This is a genomic window from Actinokineospora bangkokensis, from assembly GCF_001940455.1.
GTDB classification, from domain to species: domain Bacteria; phylum Actinomycetota; class Actinomycetes; order Mycobacteriales; family Pseudonocardiaceae; genus Actinokineospora; species Actinokineospora bangkokensis.
Genome location: NZ_MKQR01000028.1, coordinates 102,057 through 124,429, shown reverse-complemented (window position 1 = coordinate 124,429; position 22,373 = coordinate 102,057). Strand labels below are relative to the sequence as shown.

Sequence of the window (22,373 nt, the reverse complement as noted above, 5' to 3'; positions counted from 1 at the left end):
GGGTGCTCCTCGGGCTTGTCCCGCAAGAGGGGGCGGCAGCTCGTTAGTTTGTCGTGCCGGGTTGCCTTGCGGGGGCGGGCGGTCTTGGTGCCGGGTGGGGACGGGAGGGGTGGGTGGCGGGTCGTGGGGCGCGACCTAGCCGTGGGTGCCCAGGGCCGTGGGGCCCAGGGACAGCGGGACGTTGTCGATGAGCCGGGTGGTGCCCAGCCGGGCGGCGACGAGCAGGCGGGCGTCGCCGCCGTCGAGCGGCGCGGGCCCGAGGTCGGGGGCGCGCAGCTCCAGGTAGTCCACGGCCAGCTCCGGGGTGCCCGCCAGCACCGCCTGGGCGGCGGCGAGCGCGGCGTCGGGGCCGTGGGCGCCCGCGTGCGCGCCCGCGGCCAGCGCGGCGGACAGGGTGACCGCCGCCGCGCGCTGGCCCTCGTCGAGGTAGGCGTTGCGCGAGGACAGCGCCAGGCCGTCGCGCTCGCGCACCGTGGGGACCCCGACGACGTGGGTCTCCATGTTGAGGTCGCGCACCATCTTCTTGATGAGCACGAGCTGCTGGTAGTCCTTCTCCCCGAACATCGCGTAGTCAGGGCGCACGATGTTGAACAGCTTCGCCACGACGGTGAGCACGCCGCCGAAGTGCCCGGGGCGCACGGCGCCCTCCAGCTCCTCGCCCAGCGGCCCCGGGTGCACGGTGACCTGCGCGGCCTCCGGGTACAGCGCCTCCACCCCGGGGGTGAACACCAGCTCGGCGCGCTCGGCCTCGCAGGCGGCGATGTCGTCCTCGACCGGGCGCGGGTAGCGCTCGAAGTCCTCGCCGGGGGCGAACTGGAGCGGGTTGACGAAGATCGACACCGCGAGCACCGTGTTGGGGATGCGGCGGGCGCGCGCCATCAGCTCGCGGTGGCCCGCGTGCAGGGCGCCCATGGTGGGCACCAGCACGACCTTGCGGCCGGTGGCGCGCAGCGCCCTGGTGACCCTGGCCAGCTGCTCGGGGTCGCTGTGCACGTGGGTCTTCCCGGCGGTGAAGCGCGGGGCGGCGGCGGTCATCGCTGCTCCTGGGGTGGGTCGTCGTCGAGGGCGGCCAGCACGTCGGGCACCCGGTCGGCGGGCAGCAGGCCCGCCGCGGCGGCCCGGCGGGCGGTGCGGTCGGCCAGCGCGCGGTAGGCGGTCAGCAGCTCGGGGGCCCGCTCGGCCAGCACCCCGGTGTGGGTGCCCACCGTGCCGGTGTCGCCGCGGGCCACGGGGCCGGTGAGCGCGCGGTCGCCGTGGCGCAGGGCGTTGTCCAGCGCCGCGGACAGCAACGGCCCGAGCACGCGCTCGGCGGTGCCCGGGGTGCTGATCCCGGCCGCGCGCAGCAGGTCGGCGCAGTCCCCGACCAGGGTCATCAGGTGGTTGGCGCCGTGCGCCAGCGCGGTGTGGTAGAGCGGGCGGGCCGCCTCGGGCACCCGCACCGGCTCGGCGCCGACCTCCACGACCAGCGCCTCCGCGACGCTCCAGCCCACCTCGTCGCCGTCGGCGGCGGTGACGCCGAAGGAGCAGGCGGCGACCCGCTGGAGGTCCTCGGCGCGGCCGGTGAAGGTCATCACCGGGTGCAGGGCGAGGGTGAGCGCCCCCACCGCGGCGGCCGGGGCGAGCACGCCGACGCCGTTGGCCCCGGAGGTGTGCACCACGATCTGCCCCGGTCGCAGGGCGCCCGCGGCGGTGAGGCCGCGCACCATGCCGGGCAGGGCGTCGTCGGGGAGGGCGAGCAGCACCAGGTCGGCGGCCGCGGCCACCTCGTCCGGCGGGCGGACGGGCACGCCGGGCAGCAGGTCCTCGGCGCGGCGCAGCGAGGCGCGGGAGACGGCGGCGGTGGCGGCGACGGTGTGCCCCGCGCGGGCGAGGGCGGCGCCGAGCACGGCACCGACGCGACCGGCGGACACCACGCCCACGGTCAACCGGGCGGGCCTGGTCACGGGCCACCCCGGGGCGCCCGGGCACCGAACGACATCGTCGCAGCTCCTCGCACTCGTTCCAGTCCCGCATCGGCGCGGGTACCGGACGACGGCCGCGAGAGTAGCCGCCCCGGCTCGGCCCGGTGGCGCCCGGGTGACCGCCACCACGGTGTCCGCTGGGCCACAGCGCTCACCCGTCGCGCTGCGCCGAGGCCAGCACCGCCCGCTTGCGCGCCTGCTTGAGCACCGCGACCAACTCCTCCCGGTGCTGCTGCCCGGTGCGCCCGGCCGTGCCCGCGGCGATCGAGCGGTCCAGGAAGGCCAGCTCGCTGACCGCCGCCTGGTACTCCCCCACGGCCGCGGCGGCAGCGCGCCCGCTGCGCCTGCGCACCCGGGAGCGCCAGTGCCTGCGCCCCTTGAGGCTGCTCAGCGGCTCCACCTCGGCGGGCAGGATCCACCGCTGCTCCACCATCCCCGGCAGGGCGGCGGCGATCACCCGCTGTTCGCGCCTGCGGTGCCAGGTGATCAGCCACAGCACCGCCCCGAACAGCGGCACCATCACCAGGAAGTACACGGTGAGGAAGGTGGTGCCGCTGCCGAGGGTGGCCGAGGCGTTCCACAGCGCGTGCAGCACGACGGCGCCCGCGTAGCCCAGGGCCGGGGCGAGCACCCTGGTGCGCCGGTGCGCGCTGCGCGCGGCCACCCCGACGCCGATGCCGATCATGATCGTGAACAGCGGGTGGGTGAACGGCGAGAGCACCCCGCGCAGGATGAACGCGGCCACCACGCCCGGCGAGGTGCTGTCGCCGAAGCCGTAGTCGGAGAACGCGCGGCCGAAGTAGTAGATGTTCTCGGTGAAGGCGAACCCGGCCGCGGTGAGCCCGGCGTAGACGATGCCGTCGACCACCCCGTCGAACTCCCCGCGCAGGAACAGGTACACCGCCAGCACGAACGCGCCCTTGGCCGCCTCCTCGAACAGCGGCGCGGACACGATGGCCGAGAGCTTGTCCCCGTTGCCCGACCCGAGCAGCAGGTCCCCGACCGCCTCGGCGGTGTTGTTGATCAGCAGCGCGGTGATCGTGGCCCCGCACGCCCCCCAGGCGAACGCCGACCACAGCAGCTTGGCGGGCTCGGGCTCCCACCGGTCCACCCACAGGAAGGTCGCCACCACCGGCCCGACCGGCAGCAGCGCGGCCCCCACCCCGACCAGCTCGGCCTCCAGCCCGACCCGCGCGGTGCTCAGCGCGATCAGCACCAGCCCGCACCCGGCCAGCGCCAACAGCCCGACGACGGGCAGCAGCACGGTCAACCGGCGCGGGGTGTGCCTGCTCAGGCGCGGATCGGACACGGGACGCGATCTTACGGACGCCCTGCGCGACGCCGGGAACCCCCGGACGCGGGGCGGGGGTCAGTCGTCGTCGTCGCGGCGGCGGCGCCTGCGCGGGGTGGCGCCGGTGCCGTGGGCGGCCAGCAGCTCCTCGACGGACAGGCCCTGGGTGTGCGACCCGGTGTGCCCGGCCTCGCCGCCGCCGTGCCTGCCCGCCGGTTCCGGCGCCCGCCTGCGGCCGCCCTCGTCGGCGGGCTCGGCCGCCGGGGTGGGGCGCCCGCCCGGCTCGTCGACGGGCGGGAACGTGCCGGTGGGGGCCCGGCGCCTGCCACCGGCCTCGGCCGCGGCGGGGTGGGCGCCGGTGGGGGTCGGGTCCGCGGGTGCGCGGCGCGCGGGGTCGGCCACCGGCGGGATCGCCGCGCTCGGCGCGCGGCCCGGTTCGGCGACCGGGGGGAAGGTGCCCGTGGGGGCGCGGCGGCGGCCCGCGTCGACGGGCTCGGCCGGAGCGCGCCGGGCCGCCTCGGCGGGCTGCCTGCGGGCGTCGGGCGCGGGGGCGCCGCTGGGACCGCGCCTGGCCGCTTGCTCGGCGCTCGGGAACTCGCCGGTCGGCGGGCGGCGGCGGGCCGGGTCCGGTGGCGGGTTGGGGTGGCGGGTGGACCCGCTGGGCTCGGTCACCGCCGGGAACGTGCCGGTGGGCGTGCGCCGCCGCACCGGCTCGGCGGGGTTGTGGCGGCGGGCCGGGTCCGCGGGGTCCGCTGGGCGGCCCACGGGCGGGAACGCGCCCGTGGGCGTCCGGCGCCGCACCCCGGGCTCGGCCGGGGGCGCCACCCGGGCGACCGGCTCAGCGGGCGCACGACGACCCGGCTCCGCCACCGGCGGGAACGTGCCACTCGGGCTTCGCCCCTGGTCGACGGGCGGGAACTGGCCAGTGGGCGTGCGGCGCCTGACCCCCGGCTCGGCCGGGGGCGCCACCCGGGCCACCGGCTCAGCGGGCCCACGACGACCCGGCTCCGCCACCGGCGGGAACGTGCCACTCGGGGTGCGCTGCTGGTCGACGGGCGGGAACGTGCCACTGGGGGTCCGCTGCGGGTCGACGCGCCCCACCGGTTCCACGCGGGGCCTGCCCGCGGGGACGCGGCGCGTGTCGTCCGCGGCCGGGCGCGCGGGGGGCGGGGGGCGCAGGTCGGCGCGGGTGGGTTCGTCGGCGGGGCGCCGGGGCGCGGCGGTGGGGATGGCACCGGTGGGCGGTTCGGCGCGGGACCCGGCGTCGGGGTTCAGCCTGCGGTCGAGCTGACCGGTGGGGGCGGAGTCGGCCGTGCGGCGGTCCGCGGGCGGGGCGGCGCCCGGCGGGTGGACGCGCTCGGGGTCGGGGGCCTGGCGGGTGGGGGCGCGGTGCTGGTCGAGGTCGCGGCGCTGGGGGACCTCGTCGGTCCGCAGGGGGCGGCCACCACCGGGGTTGGGCACCGGGGTGACCGCCAGCGGTCTGCGCCGGGTCGCGGTGGGCCGGGCGGGGCCGACCGCCGGGGCGTCCCCGGTCTGCCAGGACGGCTGCCACTCGTCACCGCCGCGCTGGCCCTCCACCGAGCGCATCCTGGTGGCCTCGGCGTGCAGGGCGATCCGCTCCACCAGCACCTCGCCGCCGAGCAGCTGGTGCAGGTGCTCGCGCAGGGCCGTGAGCTCCTCGCGCAGGGCGGCCAGGTCGGCGGCGGCCTTCTCGTCGGCCTGGCGCTTGACCTCGGCCTCGGTCTCCAGCTCGAACTCGCGGCGGGCGGCGACCTCGCGCTCCAGCTCCAGCTCGTAGACCCGGGCCAGCTCGGCGGCGTGCTCGGCGCGCTCGGCGGACTGGCCCCGGTAGCGGGCGGCCAGGAAGGTCCCGGCCAGCGCCGCCCACAGCGCGGCCACCACGCCCAGGCGCATCCAGCGCAGCGAGTCGCTGAGCACCAGCACCGCGGTCGCGCCGACCGCCAGGACCAAGCCCACCACCAGCAGCGCGCGGGCCCCGGCAGCGCTGCGATCGCGCTCGTCGTCGGGGTCGGGGCGGCCGGTCATGGCCCCACCGTACCGGTCCGTTACCGCGACGAGATCAAAGAGAGCTCAGCCGGTGGACCGCGCGTCGTCCTCGCGGGGGTCGTCGGGGGTGCGGCAGCAGTGCTCCAACCACAGCGCGGCGCCGATCAGCAGCGCCGAGCACACCGCGCCGACGGCCGCCGCGGGGATGTCCGACTTGGCCGCGGCCAGTCGGGACGCCGCGGGCACCACGTACCCCAGCACCCCCAGCCACACCCCCACCATGATCGCCCCGAGCAGCGACGACGCCTTGGCCAGCGCCACCGAGCGGGCCGCGGTCAGCGCCTGCACCGGCCTGCCGCCGCCCTTGCCCCGGATGCGGTTGCGCAGCGAGTACCCCAGCAGCGCCTCGACCACCGCCAGCACCGCCAGCGGCAGCCCGGCGAGGGTCGGCAGCGGCGGCAGGTCGCCGTAGACCAGCCTGCACCCGACGTAGCCCACGACGGCCGCCACCGCGCCAGCGGGCACCAGGTCGGCGGCCTTGGTGGCCCGCATCTGCGCGCTCACCGCAGCTCCAGGTCGTCGCGGCGGCGCACGCCGGAGGTGTCCAGCCCGGCCAGCAGGTCGCGGGCGGGCCCCACCCCCGGCACCACCGCGTCCGGTTCCACGTCGAGCCACGGCACCAGGACGGTGGCGCGCTCGGCGGTGCCCGGGTGCGGCAGCAGCAGCTCGGGGTGGTCGCTGGTCACCCCGTCCACGGTGACCACGTCCACGTCGAGGGTGCGCGGGCCCCAGCGCCGCTCGCGCACCCGGCCCGCGGCGTCCTCGGCGGCCTGCCCGCGGCGCAGCCACCCCCACCCGTCGACGCCGTCCGCGGCGACCACGACCACCGCGTTGAGGAAGTCGGGCTGGTCGGTGACGCCCCACGCGGCCGTCTCGTACACCGGCGAGACGGCGACCAGCTCGTCGGCGAAGGCGGTGACGGCCGAGCGCAGGTGCGCCAACCGGTCACCGAGGTTGGACCCGAGGGACAGCACGGCCCGGCTCACCGGGCACCGCCCCGGCCGCCGCGCCGCGAGCGGCGCACGGTGACGGCCACGTCGGCGAAGGTCAGCGGGATGGGTGCGGCGGGCTTGTGCACGGTGACCTCCACCGCGTGCACCCGCTCGTCGGCCAGCTCCGCGTCCGCGATCCGCGCGGCCACCGTCTCGATGAGGTCGCGCGGCTCGCCCGCCACCACCGCGGCCGCCCGCTCGGCCAGCTCGCCGTAGTGGACGGTCTTGGCCAGGTCGTCGGTGGCCGCGGCCTCGGCCAGGTCGAGCCACAGGGTGATGTCCACGACGAACTCCTGCCCGTCGCGCTTCTCGTGCTCGAACACGCCGTGGTGGCCGCGCACCCGCAGCCCGGTCAGCGCGATCCGGTCGGTCATCCGGCCTCCCCGGCCACCGCTGCGGCCACCGCGACCGCGTCGAGGGATCGGTCCACGTCGTGCACCCGCACACCCCAGGCGCCCGCCGCGGCCACCAGGGCGGTGACGGCGGTGGTCGCGTCCTCCCGGCCGTCCGGCGGGCGTGCTGCCCCGCCGTGACCGGCCAGCAGGGTGCCCAGGAAGCGCTTGCGCGACGCCCCGACCAGCACCGGGAAGCCCAGCTCCACCAGCGAGCCCAGCTCGCGCAGCAGCGCCCAGTTGTGCTCGGCGCGCTTGGCGAAGCCAAGCCCCGGGTCCAGCACGATCCGGTTCTCGTCGACCCCGGCGGCCAGCGCGGCGTCGACCTGGCGCAGCAGCTCGGCGCGCACCTCGGCCACCACGTCGGTGTACTCGGCGAGGGCGTCCATGTCCCGGCTGTGCCCGCGCCAGTGCATCAGCACCCACGGCACCCCGGTGGCGGCCACCACCGGGCCCATGCCCGGGTCGGCCAGGCCGCCGGAGACGTCGTTGACGACCGAGGCGCCCGCCGCGACCGCGGCCTCGGCCACCTCGGCCCTGGTGGTGTCGACGCTGACCGCGACGCCCTCGGCGGACAGCGCGCGCACCACCGGGACCACCCGGTCGGCCTCGGTGCGCGCGTCCACCCTGGCCGCCCCCGGCCGGGTCGACTCGCCGCCGACGTCGACCAGGTCCGCGCCGCGCCGCCACATCGCCAGGCCGTGCCCGATGGCGTCGTCGAGGTCGAGGTAGCGGCCGCCGTCGGAGAACGAGTCCGGGGTCACGTTGAGCACGCCCACCACCGCGCAGCGACCCGGCCTGGGCAGGGTCACCGGGTGCGCCCGTTGATCAGCTGCATGGCCTCCGCCCGCGAGGAGGCCGAGGTCTGGAAGATCCCGCGCAGCGCGGAGGTGGTGGTCCGGGCGCCGGGCTTGCGGATGCCGCGCATCGCCATGCACAGGTGCTCGGCCTCGATGACCACGATCGCGCCGCGGGCGTCGAGCTTGCGCACCACCGCGTCGGCCACCTGCGAGGTCAGCCGCTCCTGCACCTGCGGGCGCTTGGCGTAGAGGTCGACCAGCCTGGCCAGCTTGGACAGGCCGGTCACCCGGCCGGTGAGCGCGGGGATGTAGCCGACGTGCGCGACGCCGTGGAAGGGCACCAGGTGGTGCTCGCACGTGGAGTACATGGGGATGTCGGTCACCAGGACCAGTTCCTCGTGGCTGACGTCGAAGGTCTTGTCCAGGACCTGCTCCGGGTCGGTGTAGAGCCCGGCGAACAGCTCGGCGTAGGCGCGGGCGACCCGGGCGGGGGTCTCCAGCAGCCCCTCGCGGTCGGGGTCCTCACCGCAGGCGAGCAGCAGTTCGCGCACGGCCCGCTCGGCCCGGTCCTGGTCGAAGGCCGGGCTCGGGGCGGTCGCGTCCGCCCCGAGCCCGTCGGTCGTTGTCGTCATGGGTGCCTCCGGCTCCTGCTGGGTGGACGGTGGCGGCCGTCCGCCGCCACCATCGCATCAGGAACCGGCCGGGCGCCCGTCGGAATCCCCGTCTCGGGGGTTGGACTTCTCACCCTGGGGGGGTTGCGGCGGCTGGGGCTGTCCGCTCCACCCCGGCCGCTGCCACTGCGAGCCCTCCGGCGAGGTCGCCGGGGTCCACCCGGGCGGGGCGCCGTAGTGCGGCGGCCCGGAGGTCGCACCGGGCTGGTGCGGCTGGTAGGGCTGGCCGTACGGCGGGGTCCCGTTGGTCGGCGGCGCCGGGTGCGACCCGTAGGGCGGCGGCGTCCCGTTGGGCGGGGTCCCGTTGGACCCGCCGCCGTAGGGCGGCAGCTGCGGGGAGCCGTGCGGCGGCCCGCCGGGCAGGTCACCCGCGCCGGGGACCGCGCCGACCGGGGTCGGCACCTCGGCGCGCTGGTCGTCCTCCGGCCACGGCTCGCCGCGCTCGATCGCCAGCTCGCGCCGGGTCTTGATCGGCGGCTTGTCCGAGGGGGTGCGCTCGCCGAAGTCGTTGAACGCGGTGATCCTGGGCCGCTTCTGCACCCCGGAGAAGATCCGCTCCAGGTCCTTGCGGGTCAGCGTCTCCTTCTCCAGCAGCTCCTCGACGAGCTCGTCGAGGACGTCGCGGTAGGTGTTGAGCACCTCCCACGCCTCGGTGTGCGCGGCCTCGATGAGCTTGCGCACCTCCTCGTCGATCTCGTGCGCGACCTCCAGGGAGTAGTCCGCGCCGTGGCCCATCGACCGGCCCAGGAACGGGTCGCCCTGGTCCTGGCCGTAGCGGACCGCGCCGAGCCGGGCGCTCATGCCGTACTCGGTCACCATCGCCTTGGCGATCTTGGTGGCCTGGTCGATGTCGCTGGAGGCGCCGGTGGTCGGCTCGTGGAACACCAGTTCCTCGGCCGAGCGGCCGCCCAGGGCGAACACCAGGCGCGCGATCATCTCCGAGCGGGTCATCAGCTGCTTGTCGTCCTCGGGGACGACCAGCGCGTGCCCGCCGGTGCGCCCGCGCGGCAGGATGGTGAGCTTGTACACCGGCTCCAGGTCCGGCATCGCCCACGCGGCCAGCGCGTGCCCGCCCTCGTGGTAGGCGGTGATCTTCTTCTCCTTGTCGGAGATGATCCGGCTCTTGCGCGCCGGGCCGCCGACCACCCGGTCGACCGACTCCTCCAGCGCCGGGCCGGTGATCAGGTTCCCGCCCTGGCGGGCGGTGAGCAGCGCCGCCTCGTTGAGCACGTTGGCCAGGTCGGCGCCGGACATCCCGACGGTGCGCTTGGCCAGCGAGTCCAGGTCGACGTCCTGGGAGATCGGCTTGCCCTTGGAGTGCACCTGCAGGATCTTCTTGCGGCCCATCAGGTCCGGCGCGGACACCGGGATCTGGCGGTCGAACCGCCCCGGGCGCAGCAGCGCCGGGTCCAGGATGTCCGGGCGGTTGGTGGCCGCGATGAGGATGATGCCGCCGCGGGCGTCGAAGCCGTCCATCTCGACCAGCAGCTGGTTGAGGGTCTGCTCGCGCTCGTCGTGGCCGCCGCCGAGGCCCGCGCCGCGCTGGCGGCCGACCGCGTCGATCTCGTCGACGAAGATGATGCACGGGGAGTTCTGCTTGGCCTGCTCGAACAGGTCGCGCACCCGGGAGGCGCCGACGCCGACGAACATCTCCACGAAGTCCGAGCCGGAGATCGAGTAGAACGGCACGCCCGCCTCGCCCGCGACCGCGCGCGCCAGCAGCGTCTTGCCGGTGCCGGGCGGGCCGTAGAGCAGCACGCCCTTGGGGATCTTCGCGCCGAGGGCCTGATAGCGGCCCGGGTTCTGCAGGAAGTCCTTGATCTCGTACAGCTCTTCCACGGCCTCGTCGGCGCCCGCGACGTCGGCGAAGGTGGTCTTGGGCATGTCCTTGGACAGCTGCTTGGCCTTGGACTTGCCGAAGTTGAGGACCCGGTTCCCGCCGCCCTGGACGTTGTTCATCATCCACATCAGCAGCAGGAGCAGCAGCCCCAGCGGGATGAGGAAGATCAGGATCTGGGTGAGGAACGAGTCCTGGGTGACCGTGGTCTTGAACTCGGTGTCGGCCTTGGCGATGAGGGCGTTGTACACCTCGCCGGTGGCCCCGGACGGGTACTGGGTCACCACCTGGGTGACCTGCTGGCCGTCCTGGTCGATGGGGTTGCGCAGGGTCAGCTTGAGCTGCTGCTCCTTGTCGCCCAGCTCAGCCGTCTTGACGTTGCCGGCCGTGATCTGCGCGACGGCCTTGGACGTGGACACGTTGGTGTACCCGCGCGTGTCGTCGAACAGCATGCTGAAGGCGAAGTAGATCAGCAACACTGCCAAGATCCACAGCAGCGGGTTGCGTAGCAGGCGCTTGCGGTCCATGCACTTACGGCCGCGGTGGCGGCCTCCACCCTCCCTGACGTGCCTGTGAGGGCAATGACGACCATTGCCCCACCGGACGGGGCCTCCGGTCCCACCAGAGTACCGTCCGCGAGGCCACCCCCACCGGACGAAGTGCGGGGAGGGCTGCCTGAAGACGTCAACGGACGAGCCGCCCGCCCGGTTCCCGCGGGCCGGGCACCCCCCGTGTGGCCTGCGCTACCCCAGGTCAGGACCCCCCGCCCTAGGCGTACACCTTCGGGTCGAGGGTGCCGATGTAGGGCAGGTCGCGGTAGCGCTCGGCGAAGTCGAGGCCGTAGCCCACGACGAACTCGTTGGGGATCTCGAAGCCGACGTACTCCACCGGCACCTCCACCTTCACCGCGTCCGGCTTGCGCAGCAGGGTGCACACCTGCAGCGAGCGCGGGTTGCGCGACTGGAGGTTCTTGAGCAGCCAGGACAGGGTCAGCCCGGAGTCGATGATGTCCTCGACGATGAGCACGTCGCGGCCCGCGATGTCGCGGTCGAGGTCCTTGAGGATGCGGACCACGCCGGAGCTGGAGGTCGACGAGCCGTAGGAGCTGACCGCCATGAACTCCAGCTGCGCGGGCACCGGCAGCGCCCTGGCGAGGTCGGTCATGAACATGACCGCGCCCTTGAGCACGCCGATGAGCACCAGGTCCTGCTCGCCCTCGGGGTGGTCGGCCGCGACCTGCTTGGCCAGGTCAGCGACCTTCTCGCTGATCTGCTGCTCGGTGATGAGCACGGAGGCGATGTCGCCGTCGTACACGGGGCCCCTCTCAGGTGTCCGGGCGGTCGCAGGCCAGCCTGCCATGCGCGCGCCGCGCCTCCAAGCCGCCGGGGAGGGCGACCCCGCCCTGACCGCGCCAGCGGGTGACCAGCGCCTCCACCGCGCGCAGGTGCGGATCGGTCAACTCGGGCACGCCGGAGGCCAGCAGCCACCGGCGCAGCACCCGCCTGCGCAGCGCGGCGGGCACGGTGGCGACGACCTCGACCGGCAGCTCCCGCAGCGCCGGGTCGAACAGCCCGTCGGCCAGCTCGTCGAGGGCGGCCAGGTCGTCGCGCAGCTGCGCCGCCGTGCGCGCCAGGGCGCCCGCCACCCCGCCCTGCAGGACCTCCTCCAGCAGCGGCAGGACCTCCCGCCGCAGCCGGACGCGGGTGTAGCGCGGGTCGTCGTTGTGCGGGTCGTGCCAGGGGGTCAGGCCCAGCGCGGCGCACGCCGCCTCGGTGGTGGCCCGCGCCACGCCGAGGAACGGCCGCGCCCACGGCGGGTCGAGCGGGCGCATCCCGGCGATCGAGCGCGGCCCGGAGCCGCGGCCCAGTCCCAGCAGCACGGTCTCGGCCTGGTCGTCGCGGGTGTGGCCGAGCAGCACGGTGTCCTCGCCCGCGGCCGCGCGCAGGGCGGCGTAGCGGGCCCGGCGGGCGGCCGCCTCCGGCCCGCCCCGACCGGTGACCTCGACCGCGACCACCCGCACCGGGTCGAGCCCGAGCCCGCGCAGCTGCTCGGCGGCGGTGCGGGCGACCTCGGCCGAGCCCGGTTGCAGGCCGTGGTCGACGACCACGCCCGCGACCCGGTCGGCGCAGTGCCGGGCGGCGGCGGCCAGGGCGAGCGAGTCGGCGCCGCCGGAGCACGCCACGACCAGCCCGCGGCCCCGGTCGGGCAGCAGGGCGCGGACCGCGACCCTGGTCTCGGCGACCGCCGGGTGCGGCGCCCGGCTCACGGGGCGACGCGGCGGATCCAGGCCTGCGGGTCGGCCAGCTCCGAGCGCAGCGGCAGCGTCTGCGGGGAGGTCCAGATGGTGTTGAACGCGCTCATGCCGACAGTGTCGACCACCTCGGTGGTGAACTTCGCGCCGACCGCGTACTGCTTCATCTTCGCGTCCACGCCGAGCAGCGCCCGCAGCACGCGGTCGAACAGCCCGCCGCCGCGGCGCCGGGCGTTGAAGCGCTTGCGGATGGTGGCCACCGACGGCACGACGATCGGCCCGACGGCGTCCATGACGTGGTCGGCGTGCCCCTCCAGCAGCGTCGACAGGGCGATCAGCCGGTCGAACACCTCGCGCTGGGCGGGCGACTGCATCAGCTCCACCAGCCCCAGCGGGCCCGACGAGGCGGTGGGGTCCGGCTTGGCGCGGGCGGCCTTGAGCAGCTCGGGGAACCGGCTGAGGACGTTGTCGGCCGAGTCGTCCAGCCCGCCGATGAAGGACGCCACCTGCTCGCGGAAGTAGCCGCGCAGCCACGGCACCGCGGTGAACTGCAACCGGTGGGTGCACTCGTGCAGGCACACCCACATGTCGAAGTCGACCGGGTCGACGTCGAGGGACTTGCGGGCGGCGACGATGTTCGGCGCCACCAGCAGCAGCCGCCCGGTGCCCCCGGCGAACGGGTCGTACTGGCCCAGCACCCGGCTGCTCAGGTACGCCAGCACCACCCCGGCCTGCACGCCCGCGGTGCCCGCGAGCACCCCGGCCAGCGCCCTGCCGCCCGCCCGCGCGGGCAGGGCGCCGTCGGTGAGCGCGGCGATGCTGTCGGCGGCCGCGGCGATCCAGCTGTCCCGGTCGACCACGTCGCCGTCGAGCAGCGGCAGGTCGTGCCCGAGGCCGGTCAGCGACCGCACGTGCCCCTCGGCGTCGGCGGTGATCGCGCGCAGCCGGGCCACCGACTCGGCGGCCTCGCTGCGCGGCACGGCCGGGCCGGGCCGCACCAGCCTGCGCGCCGCCGAGACGGCCACGCCCCAGTCGATGGGCGACACCCGCGCTGCGTCCGTGCTGGTCGCTGTCACCCCTGCGACGCTACCCGAGCCGCACAAGGCCCACCGGTCCCTCAGCGGCAGCCGCACCCGCGCAGCGCGGCCGCCACGGCGTCCAGCGCCGGCCGCGCCGAGGTCGACACCGAGCCGTTGGACATCAGCGCGAACACCAGCACCCGGCCGTCGGTGTCGAGCACCACCCCGGCCAGCGAGTTGACCCCGGACAGGGTGCCGGTCTTGGCCCGCACCCAGCCCTTGCCGATCGCGGACTGGGGGCCGGCGTACCGGCCCGCGAGGGTGCCGCTGCCGCCCGCGACGGGCAGCCCGCCGAGCAGCGGCCGCAGCTTCGCCGCGCGCGGGTCCGACCCGTCCGGGGCGGCGGCGACCTTGAGCACCTCGACGAGCAGGTCGGCGGAGATCCTGTTCTCGGTGGACAGTCCACTGCCGTCGGCCAGCACCACGCCGGTGGTGTCGAAGCCGTTCTCCTGCAACACCTGCAGCACCGCGTCGCGGGCGCCGGTGAACGACACCGGCTTGCCCTTGGCGCGCGCCACCTCCCGCGCCAGCGCCTCGGCGAGGACGTTGTCCGAGCGCTGGAGCGCGTTGTCCACCAGCTCCACGACCGGCGCCGACCGCACCTCGCCGAGCACCTTGGCCCCCTCGGGCGCCTGCGCCGTCGCCTTGGCCGGGACGGTCGCGCCGAGCCGCTGGGCGAACTCCTCGGCCAGCGACCGCGCCGGGTTCGCCGACCGCGGCGAGACGTCCTTGGTGGGGTCGGAGCGGCCGCCGTCGAGCATCGCCGGGACCATCGGGGTGATGTTGCCGCCCGCGATGTCGGCCTCCAGCCACCCCTTCGCCAGCGGGTCGCCGGTGTAGCGGTCCAGGTCCAGCAGCACGGTGTCCACCCCGCCTGTGGCCTTCACCTGCTTGACGAGGTCGTCCAGGTGTGCCGACCCCGCGTACACCGACTGCTTGCCCGCGGGCAGCGAGTTCAGCGTGACGTCCCCGCCGCCGACGATGATCGCCGTCCCGGGCTTGTCGCCCTGCACGACCTTGGTGGTCAGCTGCTCGGCGTGCGGCAGCGCCAGCAGCGCGGCCGCGGTGGTGAGCAGCTTCGTGGTCGAGGCGGGCACCAGCGGCGTCTTCGGGTCCTGGGAGAACAGCACCTGCCCGGTGGCCGGGTCCAGCACCTCACCGGTCAGCGTCCCCAGCGCCGGGTCCGCGATCGGCCCGGCCAACGCCGCCTGCACCCCGGCGGGCGTCGGCGCCGCCCCCTGCGCCGACGGCCCCCGCAGCGTCGGGTTGAACTCGACCGCCGGGGGCGCGGGCGCGATGTCGGCAGCGGGCACCCCGCCGCCGATGCCCAGCTTGTCGGCCAACCCCGGCACGAGGAACACGGCACCCGCCGCCAGCGCGAGCACCACCACGACCACCGCAGCGACGAGCACCCCGCGCCGGGACTTCGCGGGCGCGCCCCGCTCCTCGCCCTCCGGCTCCGCCTTGGCCTCACCTGCGGGCAGGATCCGCCGCGGCGCCGCCCGCTCCGGCTCCACGGCCGCGATGTACTGCGTCCGCTCCGCGGCCTGCTCCGGCACCCGAGGCGCCACCCGGGCCCGCTCACCGGTCCGGTCCGCCCCCGGGGCGCGCGCGGCCACCCCCGGCGCCTGGTCCCGGTCCCCCGCCCGCGACACCGACCCGGGCGCGACCTGCGTGCGCTCACCGGTCCGATCGCCACCCCGGGTGCGCTCACCGGACCGCTCCGCCACGCCTGGCGCCGCTTGGCCGCGGTCCCCGGTCCACGCGCCGGGCGCGACCTGCGTGCGCTCGCCCGTCCGATCCGCACCCGGACCAGTCGCCGCCTGGGTGCGCTCGGGGGACCAGGACGGCTCCCGGGTGCGCTCGCCACCCCGGTCCGGCACCGCCGGTGCCACCTGGGTGCGCTCGGCGGGCGACTCCGGCGGCGCCACGCGGCCCACCGGCGCCATCCCGGTCACCTGCGTCCGCTCCCCCGGCGCCTCCGGGGGCACGAAGCGGGTCCGCTCACCCTGCGGCCCCCGCAACCCGACGCGCTCCGGGCCCACGCCCTCCGACCGCTGCGGCGGCGCACCCGGCGCCCGCCCCCAGCCCGGCCTGCGGTTGGGTGCCGTCCGGTCCGGGTCCTGCGGCCGCCGGTGCGGCGCGGTGCGGTCCTCCGCCTGCCCCCGGCCCGCGACGTCGTCCTCGGCCGGGATCGGCGGCAGGGGTGTGATCGTCGTCCGCTCCGCGGCGGACTCCGGCGGCACCGGCCGCGTCACCCGGGTCGGCTGCTCCGGCGGCCGCACCAGCGCGGCCGGGTCCACCGGCCGGACGAACTGGGTCTCCTCGGCCCCGCTGTCGGGCCTGCGCAACTCCTGCGTCGCCCCAGCGGGCGCCGCACCGGCCTGCCCTCCCGACCCGGGGTCCCCGCCGCTCGGCGCTTCGCCGCCCCGGTCCTCGCGCTCGCCGGGCGCCTCACCCCGGACCTCAGCGCCATCCCGAGCCGGATGCCAGCGCTCCGGCTCCCCCTGGTCCTCCGCCTCGCCCTGGGAGCTGTCCCCGGGCTGGGCGGCACCCCACGGCTCGGGCTCCGCCGGGACCGTCTCGCCGCGGTTCTCGGCACCATCGTCGTGAGCCCAGCGCTCGGCAAGCCCTCGGTCCTCGGCCGCGTCATCCCGTGGGCTGCCCCAGGACCGGGGAGCACTCCACGGCTCAGCGTCAGCGCCCGGCTCATCCTCAGCACCGGGCGTCTCAACCGGGGACTCGTCGTGGGCTTGGCGCTCGGCCTGCTCAGGACTATCAGCCGGCTCGTCCTGGGCCTGATGAGGCTGGTCCCGGCCTTCCGCCGCCTCATCCTGCGGCTCGGCGCGGGAGCTGTCCCAGCGGTCGGCCGGGGTCGGGGCGTCGGGCGCCGCGGCCTCGCGCTCACCGCCCGCCTCGGCGTCGGCGAAGGCCTCGTGCTCGTCGAGGGCGTCCTCGTCGAGGTCGTCGACGAGGCGGTAGACGCCTGCGACCTGCTCCGGGTCGACGCGCTCGACACCCGGGTCGACGTCGAGGTCCTCGACGGGCTGCGGCGCGTTCCAGCTGAAGGTGAACGTGGGCAGCTCGCGGGTCGCCCCGGGCGGCTCGACGTCCTCGGCCCGGGGAGCCCCGGGCTCACTGCCGGGGTGATCAGCCTCAGGCTCGGCCGACCCGTCCGGCGAGCTGGTCTCCTGCGCTTCTGCGGGGGTGGGCTCGGCGTCCGCGTCCTCCGCGTGCTGGTCACCCTCGATGCCCTGCTCGGGCTCATCGGACTCCGGCGCCTCCACGTCAGCGGGCTGGTGCTCAGCACCCGCCTCTGGCGCTCCGCGCTCGGGCTCGTCCTCCACCCGCGCGTCGGTGGCCCGCTCCGGCTCAGCACCAGCGCTCGGTCCAGGTTCGTCCTGGCCGGGGTCGGCGTCGGCCCGCGCACCAGCGACCGGTTCCTGCCCCGCACCCGTGCCGGGCGCGGTCGCCTCCGACCCGTCCTCGGCACCATCCCCACCCGGATCAGGTTCGTCCCCAGCCTGGGCACCAGCAGAAAGCTCCCGCTCGACACCCGTGTCCTGGGCCGGGCTCGACTCAGCATCCGGCGGTGCGGTGGCAGGGTGCTCACCGTCGGTGTCCGCACCTGCGGCCGGCTCGGGTTCCGGCTCAGCCTCCGGGCGCGCGGCGGCAGCCTGCCCGTCCTCGACATCCGCACCGGCCAGCGCCTCGGAACCCGGTTCAGCCCCCTCGCGCGCAGGGGCCTGCCCAGCAGCAGCATCCCCACCCGGGGCCAGCTCGCGCTCGGACTCCCCTTCCGCGCGCGCAGCAGCGGACGACTCATCCGCAGCGTCCGCGGGCGCCTCGGGGCTCGACTCAGCCCCCGAGGCGGGCTGCTCGTCCTCACCACCGGCGCTGCCGGCAGGCACCGCAGGGGCAGGGGTCGGCTCGTCATCAGACTGGACGCCAGTGCCCTCAGCCGACTCCGACTCCGACTCCGGGCTCGGCTCGGTCTCCGGCTGCGGCTCACTGTCCGCATCGGCGCTGGTCAAAGGCGCTGCCTGGGGTTCACCAGGCCGCTGCCGCTCGGCATCCTCGCTCGAAGCGGGAGCCGCTGGGGCCGGGTTCGCAGCCTCCGGCCGCTCGGGGTCTGTGCCCTGCGCAGGCGCTGCGGGGGTCGCCGCATCGGCATCCGCGCTCGCGGGAGAGACCTCCTGCGACGGCGCAGGCTCGGCGTCCACCGGCGGAGCGGACTGCTCTTCAGCCTGCTGAGCTGGGGTTTCCTCGTCCGCGGGCGCCGCGGCGGGCTGCGCAGGCTGCTCGCCCTCAGACTCCTCCGACGACGCCTGAGGCGCGCTCGTGCCGCGCTCGGCCTCGGCCGGAGACCCAGGCTCGGCGGTCGGCTCCTCCGGCCACCCGGCGGCGTCGTCGTCCGCCGGGGCGTCATCTGCTGGCTCGTCGGCGTCGGCGGGGTGGTCCGCGTCGGGCCACCCCGCGACGGGCGTTTCGTCCGCTGAGACGGATTCGTCCGGGTCGCCGGTGGTCGGCCACGCGGCCGCGGCGGGGGTTTCACCCGGGTGGGTGGACGGCTTCACCGGGTCGGCGGGGGCCTGCGGGACGTGGTCCTCGTCACTCCCAGGCGTCCCGGGGGCGTCGCGGCGGGGCTCGGGAGCGCCGGTGGCGGGGGTGTCGTCGTCCTGGCCGGGCCAGCCGGAGTCGTCGGCGGCGGGCCAGGCCGGGGTGGTGTCGGGCACGTCCTGGGGACGTTTCGGCTGGTCACCAGGTTGCCGCCGACCGCCGTCCGACGGCCTCCGCCCGTCCGGGTCCTGCTCGGGCACGCGTGGTCCTCCCCTGGTGGCCTGCGAACGTCACACCCCGCCGGTCGGGATCGGTGCCGGCCGCCCGTCCGGTGTGGTCCACACTAGTGAGGTAGCAAACGGCAGCCGAGACGAGCGAGGGACGGCGTGGAGTTCGACGTCACCATCGAGATCCCCAAGGGGAACCGGAACAAGTACGAGGTGGACCACGAGACGGGTCGCATCCGCCTCGACCGCACGCTGTTCACGGCCACCCAGTACCCGGCCGACTACGGCTTCATCGACAACACCCTGGGCGAGGACGGCGACCCCCTCGACGCCCTGGTGCTGGTGCAGGAGCCGACCTTCCCCGGGTGCCTGATCCGCGCCCGCGCGATCGGCATGTTCCGCATGACCGACGAGAAGGGCGGTGACGACAAGGTGCTGTGCGTGCCCGCCAAGGACCCGCGCACCGAGCACCTGCGCGACATCCACCACCTCGCGGAGTTCCACCGCCTGGAGATCCAGCACTTCTTCGAGGTCTACAAGGACCTGGAGCCGGGCAAGTCGGTCGAGGGCGCGAACTGGGTCGGCCGCTCCGAGGCCGAGGCCGAGATCGAGCGCTCGTTCAAGCGCCTGAAGGAGTCGGGCCTGACCCTGCACTAGCCGGGTCCCGGGCCCGCGGGGCCCGGACACCGGACCTGACCCGCGCCGGGTCGGGTCCGCGCGGGGCCCCGGGACGACCCGGGGCCCGGGGTCACAGCGGGCGCACAGCCGCGCCCCAGCCCCCACCCGGTTCCGGCGGCGACCCTGGTCCCATGCACCCCGACCAGGACATCCCGGACACCCAGGCGAGCGACCACGACCGGGGTCTCGCCTTCGACCTGGCCACCCTCGGCCGCCGCCGCGTGCTCGCCCTGCTGGGTGGCGCGGGCCTGGCCGCCGTGGCCGCCTGCGCCCCCGCCGCCACCGGCTCGTCCGGCGCGACGACCACCACCAGCGGGTCAGCGGTGGCCGCGGGCCTCACCGAGATCCCGGACGAGACCGCGGGCCCGTACCCCGGCGACGGCAGCAACGGGCCGAACGCGCTCACCGAGTCGGGCATCGTCCGCTCGGACATCCGCTCCAGCTTCGGGTCCTCCACCACGACCGCCCAGGGCGTCCCCCTGACCATCGACCTGACCGTCATGGACGCGGGAGCGGGCACCCCGCTGGCGGGTTCGGCGGTCTACCTCTGGCACTGCGACCGCGACGGCAACTACTCCCTCTACGCCCGCGGCCTCACCGGCGAGAACTACCTGCGCGGCGTCCAAGAGGCCGGCACCGCGGGCAGGGTCAGCTTCACCTCGATCTTCCCCGCCGCCTACTCCGGGCGCTGGCCGCACGTGCACTTCGAGGTCTACCGCTCCCTCGCGGACGCCACCTCGGCGGGCGACCCGGTCAAGACGTCGCAGCTGGCGCTGCCGGAGGAGGCGTGCAAGCAGGTCTACGCCACCGACGGCTACTCCCGGAGCACCGGCAACCTCTCCCGGACCAGCCTCGCGCGCGACATGGTCTTCAGCGACGGCTGGACCTCCCAGCTCGCGGCCGTCTCCGGCGACACCGCGGGCGGGTACACCGCGACCCTGGTCGTGGCCGTCTGAAACGAGGCGGACCCCGCACCTGGAGCAGGTGCGGGGTCCGCCTCGTGCCGCGCGTTCAGCGCCCGATCAGTGCACCACGGCCGGGACCGGCTCGGCCGCGTCCTCGTCGGCGGCGCGCTGGATGCCCGACTTGGTCGACAGCGGCACCTCCTTGAGGAACCAGATCAGCGCGAAGGCCACCACGGTGACCAGGCCGCCGACCAGGAAGACGGTGTCGAGCGAGCTGGCGAACCCGCTCAGCACCGGGCGGGCCAGCACCGGGTCGATGGTGCTCAGGAACTCGGTGTTGTTCAGGTCGATACCGCCCGCGCCACCGGCGAACTGCGGGTTCTGCGCCGCCGCGGCCAGGAACGCCGGGTCGGTGCGCACCGCGGCGAAGGCGCCCGCGATCCGGTCGCCCACGATGCTGAACAGGATGGACAGGAACACCGCGGTGCCGACGGTGCCGCCGATGGAGCGGAAGAACGCCGCCGAGGAGGTGGCCACGCCCATGTCCTTGACCGGCACGTCGTTCTGGATCACCAGCACCAGGGTCTGCATGTTCAGGCCGAGGCCGATGCCCGCCAGGAACATGATCGCCATGGACTGCCACAGCGGGGTGTCGACGCCGATCGTGGCGAACAGGAACATCGCCGCGGCCAGCACGCCCAGGCCCACCACCGGGAACACCTTGTAGCGCCCGGTCTTGGAGATGACCGCGCCGGAGCCCATCGCCGCGCCGAGGATGCCCACGGTCATCGGCAGCGTCATCAGGCCGGACTCGGTCGGCGTCGCGCCCTTGACGATCTGCAGGTACAGCGGCAGCGACATCATCATGCCGAACATGCCGACGCCCATGATGAAGTTGACGACGTTGGCCAGGGCGAAGGTCGGGCGGCGGAACAGCCGCAGCGGCAGCAGCGCCTCGTCGCCCATCCGGCGCTCCACCAGCACGAACGCGGCCAGGCCCAGCACGCCGACGGCGTACATCAGCAGCGAGCGGCCCGAGGCCCAGCCCCACTCGCGGCCCTGCTCGGCCACGACCAGCAGCGGCACCAGGCCGACGGTCAGCGCCGCCGCGCCCCAGTAGTCGACGCGGTGGTCGACGCGCTTGTGCGGGACGTTGAGGAAGCGGGCGACCACGACCAGCGCGACGAGCGCGATCGGGATGTTGATGAGGAAGACCCAGCGCCACCCGGCGAAGCCCGCGAAGGTCTGCAGGCCCGCGAAGAACCCGCCGACCACCGGACCGGCCACTGAGGACAGGCCCCAGATGCCCATGAAGTAGCCCTGGTACTTCGAGCGCTCGCGCGGCGAGACCATGTCGGCGATGATCGCCAGCGCCAGCGACATGAGGCCGCCCGCGCCGAGGCCCTGCACCGCGCGGTAGGCGGCGAGCTCGTACATCGAGCCCGCGATGCCGGAGAGCACCGAGCCCGCGAGGAAGACCGAGATGGCGGTCAGGTACATCGGCTTGCGCCCGTAGATGTCGGACAGCTTGCCGTAGAGCGGGGTGGAGATGGTGGCCGTGATCAGGTAGGCGGTGGTCGCCCAGGCCTGGATCGTCTGGCCGTGCAGCTGGTCGGCGATGGTCTTCATCGCCGAGGCCATGATGGTCTGGTCGAGCGCGGCGAGCAGCATGCCGAGCATGAGTCCGGACAGGACTGTCATGATCTGGCGGTGGCTCAGCTGCCCTGGTGCGGCGTCGTGAACCGGTGTGGACATACCTACGAATCCCCTTCGGAACGCGCCGGGGGGGCGCATTCGGTGATGAGTCGAGCCAGGTGATCGCGGTGGTCGTCGAGGAACCGCTCGAACAGCGCGATGAACGCGTCGACGTCGGCGGGCTCCCAGTGGGCGACCACGCGGGCGATGGCCAGCGCGAAGCGGGCGCGCTGGGCGTCGAGCAGCGCCACCCCGCGGTCGGTCGCGGCCAGCAGGCTGGCGCGGCCGTCCGCCGGGTCGGCGCGGCGCTCGACGAGGCCGTCCCGGACCAGCCCCGCCACCTGGCGGCTGACCGTGGACGGGTCGGAGTGGACCTCCTCGGCGAGCGCCCGCGAACGGCTCGGCCCGAGGTGCACCAACGTCTTGAGCAGCACGATCGCGGACCGGTCCAGCCCGCCCTTGCTCATCCGGGCGGCCACGCTGGCCTGCTGCTTGCCCATGCCGAACAGCGCGTTGGCCAGCCGCGTCCCCCGCTCGAGGTCCGCCGGGGACAGCTCCCCACCCGCCCCCTCGTCCGGCACACCCACGATGAGCACTCCCCGAGTTGCTTGCAACACCCAATTAGTTGGTAGCTACAAGCATGCGCTTGCGGACGCGCCCGGAGCAACTCGGTTTCGTGCGATGGCGGTCACATGAGCTTGCTGTTCGCCGGGGGTGACTGTCCGTGGAGGAGGTTTCGGTCGTTTCGCCCAGTGCGAACGGGGTGGGGTGGCATCACCCGATGGTGGGCGAGTTGTCCACAGGCAAGATCGTCGCGGGGGTGGGCGGGAGGGGTCCTCAGTAGACTGGCCGCAAGGGACCAGAGCCCCTTGGGTGGGCGGGGGTTGCGGATGGTGACGCGTGGGGCGTGGTGATCTTGCTCGGTGTGGACGGGGGTGCTTGGCGTGGTGGGGCCTGTCCTCGGGGG

At 75.3% G+C, this 22,373-nt stretch carries 18 protein-coding genes; 2 read left to right on the top strand and 16 right to left on the bottom strand.

The genetic code is table 11. The features are described from left to right. Positions 1–135: 135 nt before the first annotated feature. The 14 genes from panC to dacB all read right to left on the bottom strand — a co-directional run bounded on the left by panC (position 136) and on the right by dacB (position 16,688). Complete coding sequence (gene panC, locus BJP25_RS27675; RefSeq protein WP_075977968.1) at positions 136–1,035, bottom strand: pantoate--beta-alanine ligase; 900 nt, start codon at positions 1,033–1,035, stop codon at positions 136–138. Continuing rightward, positions 1,032–1,943 carry a Rossmann-like and DUF2520 domain-containing protein gene (locus BJP25_RS27670; RefSeq protein ID WP_075977967.1) on the bottom strand — a complete coding sequence of 304 codons (912 nt, stop codon included), beginning with the start codon at positions 1,941–1,943 and terminating at the stop codon, positions 1,032–1,034. The genes panC and BJP25_RS27670 overlap by 4 nt, the downstream gene beginning before the upstream one ends. A 169-nt stretch (positions 1,944–2,112) precedes the next feature. Continuing rightward, on the bottom strand, positions 2,113–3,270 hold the full coding sequence (locus tag BJP25_RS27665) for a PrsW family intramembrane metalloprotease (RefSeq protein WP_075977966.1): 1,158 nt from the start codon (positions 3,268–3,270) through the stop codon (positions 2,113–2,115). A 60-nt stretch (positions 3,271–3,330) separates the two neighbouring features. Then, on the bottom strand, positions 3,331–5,298 hold the full coding sequence (locus BJP25_RS27660; protein ID WP_075977965.1) for a DUF6779 domain-containing protein: 1,968 nt from the start codon (positions 5,296–5,298) through the stop codon (positions 3,331–3,333). Between the two features lie 45 nt (positions 5,299–5,343). Further along, positions 5,344–5,811 (bottom strand): DUF3180 domain-containing protein, encoded by a 468-nt coding sequence (locus BJP25_RS27655; RefSeq protein WP_075978465.1) that lies wholly within the window; start codon positions 5,809–5,811, stop codon positions 5,344–5,346. A gap of 8 nt (positions 5,812–5,819) precedes the next feature. After that, complete coding sequence (gene folK / locus BJP25_RS27650; protein WP_075977964.1) at positions 5,820–6,305, bottom strand: 2-amino-4-hydroxy-6-hydroxymethyldihydropteridine diphosphokinase; 486 nt, start codon at positions 6,303–6,305, stop codon at positions 5,820–5,822. Continuing rightward, positions 6,302–6,685, bottom strand: coding sequence for a dihydroneopterin aldolase (gene folB / locus BJP25_RS27645; RefSeq protein WP_075977963.1), 384 nt, complete (start codon positions 6,683–6,685; stop codon positions 6,302–6,304). Before folB ends, folK begins: the two co-directional genes overlap by 4 nt. Further along, the gene (gene folP, locus BJP25_RS27640; protein ID WP_075977962.1) at positions 6,682–7,515 is read right to left on the bottom strand and encodes a dihydropteroate synthase; all 834 of its coding nucleotides are present in this window, start codon (positions 7,513–7,515) and stop codon (positions 6,682–6,684) included. Before folP ends, folB begins: the two co-directional genes overlap by 4 nt. Next, positions 7,512–8,135, bottom strand: coding sequence for a GTP cyclohydrolase I FolE (gene folE, locus BJP25_RS27635; RefSeq protein WP_075977961.1), 624 nt, complete (start codon positions 8,133–8,135; stop codon positions 7,512–7,514). Before folE ends, folP begins: the two co-directional genes overlap by 4 nt. A gap of 57 nt (positions 8,136–8,192) precedes the next feature. Beyond that, a complete protein-coding gene (gene ftsH / locus BJP25_RS27630; RefSeq protein WP_075977960.1) occupies positions 8,193–10,538 on the bottom strand; it encodes an ATP-dependent zinc metalloprotease FtsH in 2,346 nt (781 codons plus the stop codon). Between the two features lie 241 nt (positions 10,539–10,779). Continuing rightward, positions 10,780–11,325 carry a hypoxanthine phosphoribosyltransferase gene (gene hpt / locus BJP25_RS27625; RefSeq protein WP_075977959.1) on the bottom strand — a complete coding sequence of 182 codons (546 nt, stop codon included), beginning with the start codon at positions 11,323–11,325 and terminating at the stop codon, positions 10,780–10,782. A 10-nt stretch (positions 11,326–11,335) separates the two neighbouring features. Next, positions 11,336–12,277 carry a tRNA lysidine(34) synthetase TilS gene (tilS, locus tag BJP25_RS27620; RefSeq protein ID WP_075977958.1) on the bottom strand — a complete coding sequence of 314 codons (942 nt, stop codon included), beginning with the start codon at positions 12,275–12,277 and terminating at the stop codon, positions 11,336–11,338. Beyond that, positions 12,274–13,338, bottom strand: a complete 1,065-nt coding sequence (locus BJP25_RS27615; protein WP_084794616.1) for a zinc-dependent metalloprotease — start codon at positions 13,336–13,338, stop codon at positions 12,274–12,276. The genes tilS and BJP25_RS27615 overlap by 4 nt, the downstream gene beginning before the upstream one ends. A gap of 41 nt (positions 13,339–13,379) precedes the next feature. Then, complete coding sequence (dacB, locus tag BJP25_RS35895) at positions 13,380–16,688, bottom strand: D-alanyl-D-alanine carboxypeptidase/D-alanyl-D-alanine endopeptidase (protein ID WP_233158303.1); 3,309 nt, start codon at positions 16,686–16,688, stop codon at positions 13,380–13,382. 1,599 nt (positions 16,689–18,287) lie between these two features. Between dacB and BJP25_RS27600 the strand changes: the two genes are divergently transcribed. Beyond that, positions 18,288–18,785 carry an inorganic diphosphatase gene (locus tag BJP25_RS27600; RefSeq protein WP_075977954.1) on the top strand — a complete coding sequence of 166 codons (498 nt, stop codon included), beginning with the start codon at positions 18,288–18,290 and terminating at the stop codon, positions 18,783–18,785. A 152-nt stretch (positions 18,786–18,937) separates the two neighbouring features. Further along, positions 18,938–19,762, top strand: coding sequence for an intradiol ring-cleavage dioxygenase (locus BJP25_RS27595; RefSeq protein WP_075977953.1), 825 nt, complete (start codon positions 18,938–18,940; stop codon positions 19,760–19,762). Between the two features lie 66 nt (positions 19,763–19,828). Here BJP25_RS27595 and BJP25_RS27590 read toward each other — a convergent pair whose 3' ends face one another. Further along, entirely contained in the window at positions 19,829–21,466 is a 1,638-nt protein-coding gene (locus BJP25_RS27590) for an MDR family MFS transporter (protein ID WP_075977952.1), read from the bottom strand. A gap of 2 nt (positions 21,467–21,468) precedes the next feature. Beyond that, positions 21,469–21,993: a MarR family winged helix-turn-helix transcriptional regulator gene (locus BJP25_RS27585; protein ID WP_233158302.1), complete on the bottom strand. Its 525-nt coding sequence runs from the start codon at positions 21,991–21,993 to the stop codon at positions 21,469–21,471. Between the last annotated feature and the right edge of the window lie 380 nt (positions 21,994–22,373).

What these genes read in the sequence shown, in the direction of transcription:
- panC (WP_075977968.1), bottom strand. Translation starts at nt 1,035, where the DNA reads ATGACCGCCGCCGCCCCGCGCTTCACCGCCGGGAAGACCCACGTGCAC.
- BJP25_RS27660 (WP_075977965.1), bottom strand. Translation starts at nt 5,298, where the DNA reads ATGACCGGCCGCCCCGACCCCGACGACGAGCGCGATCGCAGCGCTGCC.
- BJP25_RS27655 (WP_075978465.1), bottom strand. Translation starts at nt 5,811, where the DNA reads ATGCGGGCCACCAAGGCCGCCGACCTGGTGCCCGCTGGCGCGGTGGCG.
- folB (WP_075977963.1), bottom strand. Translation starts at nt 6,685, where the DNA reads ATGACCGACCGGATCGCGCTGACCGGGCTGCGGGTGCGCGGCCACCAC.
- folE (WP_075977961.1), bottom strand. Translation starts at nt 8,135, where the DNA reads ATGACGACAACGACCGACGGGCTCGGGGCGGACGCGACCGCCCCGAGC.
- ftsH (WP_075977960.1), bottom strand. Translation starts at nt 10,538, where the DNA reads ATGGACCGCAAGCGCCTGCTACGCAACCCGCTGCTGTGGATCTTGGCA.
- BJP25_RS27595 (WP_075977953.1), top strand. Translation starts at nt 18,938, where the DNA reads ATGCACCCCGACCAGGACATCCCGGACACCCAGGCGAGCGACCACGAC.
- BJP25_RS27590 (WP_075977952.1), bottom strand. Translation starts at nt 21,466, where the DNA reads ATGTCCACACCGGTTCACGACGCCGCACCAGGGCAGCTGAGCCACCGC.